The sequence below is a fragment of the Enterococcus sp. DIV2449a genome (assembly GCF_051711225.1).
GTDB lineage: Bacteria > Bacillota > Bacilli > Lactobacillales > Enterococcaceae > Enterococcus_D > Enterococcus_D casseliflavus.
In genome coordinates this window covers 1-4,635 of record NZ_JBIOME010000005.1, presented here as the reverse complement: position 1 = coordinate 4,635, position 4,635 = coordinate 1, and the positions used below count along the sequence as shown (strand labels likewise).

Genomic DNA, 4,635 nt, shown 5'->3' with positions numbered 1-4,635 from the left:
CAGCTTCTCTCATAAGTTTGTAAAGCAAAATAGAATATTTACTTTTGAGCTTGACCGTATCTATGAGTAAGTATTGCGTATAATTCTTGCTTAAATCTAATAGGTAAGGAGTGAGTTTTTTATCAAACGACAAGAGGACTTTTCCGTTTTTAAAGTATTCAGCAGAAGAAACCCACCCAGTACGCACAATACTTTCTCTTTCTTGATTATAGATAGTCACTTCTTTCTTTCTCAAATCATCTAATGTATTAGCAATTTGATTGTAAGTACGACCACTACGCTTAATTTCTAAAACATTAGTTAATTCATACATAGAAGTTTCAAGCTCCTCAAATTCTTTATCCTCTGGTTGAATTTTAGAGATAAGAAAGTCGACTATTTTTAGCTGATTAACTGTTAAATCATGCTTTGCTTTAGCTATTAGGTCGTTAGATTCAACAACGTAATAATATTGTTGTTGTTCATACTTGTCTAAAGCGAAGTTACGGTCGTTTTGCCAAATATAATTCTGTTTGTGTTTCATAATTTTATCCTTTCAAAACGAATATAATTTCACTATATCATATTCATTTAGTGTAGAATAGTAAAAAAAATATAAAACAGAATTTTACTATGGAGTGGTGTGTATTTTACTATGGAGTGGTGTGTATTTTACTATGGAGTGGTGTGTATTTTACTATGGAGTGGTGTGTATTTTACTATGGTATTATGTTTATAAACGTTGGTATAAAGCCATTCTCGTTTCCCTAAGTATTATAAAGTATTAAAGAAATATATATAAATATAAAAGGCGCGCGAAGGCGTGTGTTTTGTTTCTCTATTCTAAAAACAAACAACACAAGACAAAAAACAAACAAAAAGGAGTAAGCGAAAATCACGCTCACATTTAACTTGCAGCGGTCACTTCGTTCACTCGCTAAGGTCAAAATCAAAAAAGGTTGTTTAAGGAGAGAGCAGGAAAGGGCTAAAACCGACGTATGAGCCTCTCTAAGACGTTTTTAGTAGTTTCAGGCAATCTAGTTTATCAAGCGCCTTTCAGGCGGTCAGGGCAAGCCCTAACAACCCAAAAGCAATTTTAGATCCAATAAACCACCTGAACAGCCGTAAAAAGCCATACTATGCTCACAGAGACGTTTTTACTTGATATTGGTATAAAAAGTAACGGTCGAATGAGGAAAGGCTTAAAACGTAAAATATGCCGTTTTAGAGATATCTTAGGAACTACGATTCGATAATTTAAAGACACATGTCATTAATTCCTAGCACAAAACCATAGACGCGGTTATTGACGCGTCTATGGTTTTGTGCTACTCTAAATTGAATTATAGAATCATTTCTGACAGTTTTTGGACGTTAGATTGTTCTAAGAGTTTATTGTATGGTTCTAGGCTTCCTAAATAGTTAAGTATAGCTTTGTAACTGTCGTATAAATTATTGGAAATTAAATCAGTGGGAAGATTTTTGCTCCAATTCTCTTTACATAGTTCAAAGAAATCATCAGAAGCATTATTTAAAGTTTGAATTAGCAACTCTCTTAAGAAAACTAACGTGCCAATAATTTTCGGGAAATCTGTTGTATTGAAAGTATAAACTCCACCAGAAGAAAATAAATCTCTCAGAGATTTATTGTAGACGTAATATGCTTCCAAAAGGTATTCAGCAGACCTTGTATATTTACTGTGTTTACTACCATGTAGCAAATCATCTGGAAAAAGAATTAGAAGTTCTGCTCGTATTTGATCCCTCTTTGTAGAAGGTAACTCACTGAATTTGGTTGGAGGAACGGTTTCAGCAGGTGCTGTATACCATTTAGCTCCACCGCTATTTTCTTTAAGAAATTTTTGAACGAAACGGACTTTCTCTGATTCACCCATGCTTCGTAAAGAGTCATATTCTTTTTTAGAATCAAAAACGGATTCACTCAAATTTTCCATATCAATGGTGAATCTTGGACTATGGGTGACTTTTATACTTGAAGTAACTTGCCAATAAGGAGCAAATTTAACCAAAAGCCTTTTCTCTTTTGGAACCTTGCTTCCAAACACAAGATATATCTCTTCGTATCCTTCCCCAGTTATAGATTCAAAAACAGAGTTACCATTGGTATTCCAAGAGCCGTTTCCTCGATACTTTAGCTCAATACCATATTTAACATCATTCAGAATCAAGTCTACATCTGGAAAGTGATGACCAAGGTGTATTGTAAATTGTAATACATTTTGAGGAGATAATTCTTCTGACACTTCTTTTACAACCAAAGGGAATAACTCTTCAAATCCGTTATCATTCCCTTTGCTCCGTAAAAAACGATCATCTATTGGACTTATAGATTCAATTTTTTTACGGATTATGTCTAAAACATCAACAATATTCATTTATCACACTCCATTCTTAGAAAGGGTTATATATTATGAAATCATATTTTCACAAAGAAACCAATACCATTAATGCTTTTGAAGTAGAAGTTCCTGAGGAAACAAAAAAATTAAATGTAGTTTCCTTATTCAGTGGCGTAGGAGGGATGGACTTAGGATTCCGAGGGAATTTCGATTTTTTAGGAACCCATTATTCTGAACAGCCATTTAACTTAATTTTTTCCAATGATATTTTTAAACAAGCGGCAGATGTATATGAGATTAATTTTGGGCATAAGGTAGAGAGAAGAAGTATCGATGACATAGATGTAAGAGAGCTACCTAACGAAGAAGTGGATATTGTTTTAGGAGGATTCCCCTGTCAAACGTTTAGTTATTCAGGAAAAAGAGGAGGATTAAGTGACCCAAGAGGACAGCTGTACCTTCAAATGATTCGAATAATAGAACACTATAGACCTAAAATGTTTGTTGCCGAAAATGTAGATGGTATCCGAAATTCAAAAAAAGATAACAAAGGAAATGCCGTTGACGTTTCAGCATTGGATACTATTCTAAAAGCTTTTGATGTTGCAGGATATAATGTGCAATATCGCGTTTTGAATGCGGCTGATTATGGGGTGCCACAGTCCAGAAGAAGGGTTATTATTTTAGGAATAAGAAAAGATTTAGGCGATCAAGAAGATGTGTTTTATCCTAAAGCATTGTTTGATCAAACAGGGTTAGAAACAAAGCGAAAATGGCTTTCTGCTAAAGAAGGTATCGATGATTTATGGGGAAAAATTAATGATCCTACTGTCTTAAATCACACTCAACGTGATTATTCTAAAGCTAAGTTTTATCCTGGCAAAAAAATGCAAGGCAATAATCGTATAAATGCTGACCGACCTGCCCCTACAATTCGTGCAGAGCACCACGGAAACATAGAAGCTCACTACAGAACTACTTTGAAAGATGAAAATAATATAGACGGTTGGAGAAGGCTCTCTGTCCGTGAGACAGCTAGACTACAGTCATTCCCAGACGATTTTAATTTTGCTTGTTCCGCTAGTTCAGCTTATAAAATGATTGGAAATGCTGTTCCACCAGTAATGTCATGGCATTTAGCACGCTCTGTTTTCTATACATTAAATAAATTAGGGATAACATCAAAATAATATATTAAATTTTTAGATATTGACCTGAAGGGCAAGCATCGGCTTTCATAAGCTAACAGAGAACCTCTACACTGCAAAGGCACGCTACGCTCAAGACCTTTTACGTTTCGAGAACCTCTGTTTTGACGATTATGCCGACAACTAAACGAAATAATCGCTCAGAAAGCCATAATTTGCGTTTTAAGACACTTTAAAAGCTTAGCCTTATAAAAATACGGATATCTGTAAAAATTCGTCAGAATGGAAATAAGAGCCTTTTAAAAGCATTAAAGTAATTCTAATTGCACGTTTTATTTTGATTAAACTAGCGTAGTCTGTTTAATCAAAATAAAATGTTTAGTTGAGCAAAGCGAAACTCGGAACTAGGCTACAAACAAATTTACTAAAGCAATTATCAAATATGAATCAAATTGATTTATTTAAATTATCTCTTGAAGAATTAAAAGCTCATCACGAGTATTTAAGAAATATAAAAAAATATGCAGACATCATCACACGAACGAAGTGAGTTTTATCAAAACACGCTTGACGATAAAACTTAAACTATTTAAGTTTTATAGCACAATTACGCTGAAACGAAGTTGCTGCGTATAAGTGCGCCCTTAGAAATAAGGGGTACGTCTCTATAAAGTTAATTTGAAAAATATTCCCTTAGCGATTTTTACTAAGGGCGCACTTATACCCACCAAATTTTTCTTACGAAAAATTGCTGGGTTTGTGCGAAAAAGAGTACAGATCACTCACGTGAACTTGTACTCTTTTTTCGTCAAGCGTGTTTGTTAAAATTCGCTACGTTCATGTAAAAATATTATCTCCATTCAACCAGTCATGAGTAGAAATACTTGTAACGCATTTATCATTTTCTGCTGTTGCTCGTTGAACCGTCCAATTATTATGAATTTCAACTTGAACCACTTTACGACCATAGCGTCCTTGTAAAAGTTCTAAGTTCATGTCGTCGATTTTTAAGTTAATTTCCTCGATTGCTTTTATAAGGACTTGATTTTTCAAAGAATTGTAGGAATAACTTTTTGGTGCTCCAAGCCATTCTTTAAATTCTTCTGGGGTCCCTTGTAAGATTGCGATTGATTTTCCTTTATCCTTAT

At 34.1% G+C, this 4,635-nt stretch carries 5 protein-coding genes; 2 read left to right on the top strand and 3 right to left on the bottom strand.

What is annotated here, in order from left to right; all coding sequences use genetic code 11:
- Together IGI76_RS17525 and IGI76_RS17520 are read right to left on the bottom strand one after the other, a co-directional pair.
- Positions 1-523 (bottom strand): replication initiation protein (locus IGI76_RS17525; RefSeq protein ID WP_438792270.1); only part of this gene is annotated, 523 nt, incomplete at its 3' end.
- Positions 524-1,322: 799 nt separating this feature from the next.
- Entirely contained in the window at positions 1,323-2,375 is a 1,053-nt protein-coding gene (locus IGI76_RS17520) for a hypothetical protein (RefSeq protein WP_375861418.1), read from the bottom strand.
- Positions 2,376-2,410: 35 nt separating this feature from the next.
- Here IGI76_RS17520 and IGI76_RS17515 point away from each other — a divergent pair, with 35 nt between their 5' ends.
- Positions 2,411-3,529 (top strand): DNA cytosine methyltransferase, encoded by a 1,119-nt coding sequence (locus IGI76_RS17515; protein WP_438791801.1) that lies wholly within the window; start codon positions 2,411-2,413, stop codon positions 3,527-3,529.
- A gap of 340 nt (positions 3,530-3,869) precedes the next feature.
- Positions 3,870-4,037, top strand: coding sequence for a hypothetical protein (locus IGI76_RS17510; protein WP_432205720.1), 168 nt, complete (start codon positions 3,870-3,872; stop codon positions 4,035-4,037).
- A gap of 287 nt (positions 4,038-4,324) precedes the next feature.
- Here IGI76_RS17510 and IGI76_RS17505 read toward each other — a convergent pair.
- The coding region (locus IGI76_RS17505) for a replication initiation protein (RefSeq protein WP_438792269.1) at positions 4,325-4,635 on the bottom strand (311 nt) is incomplete at its 5' end.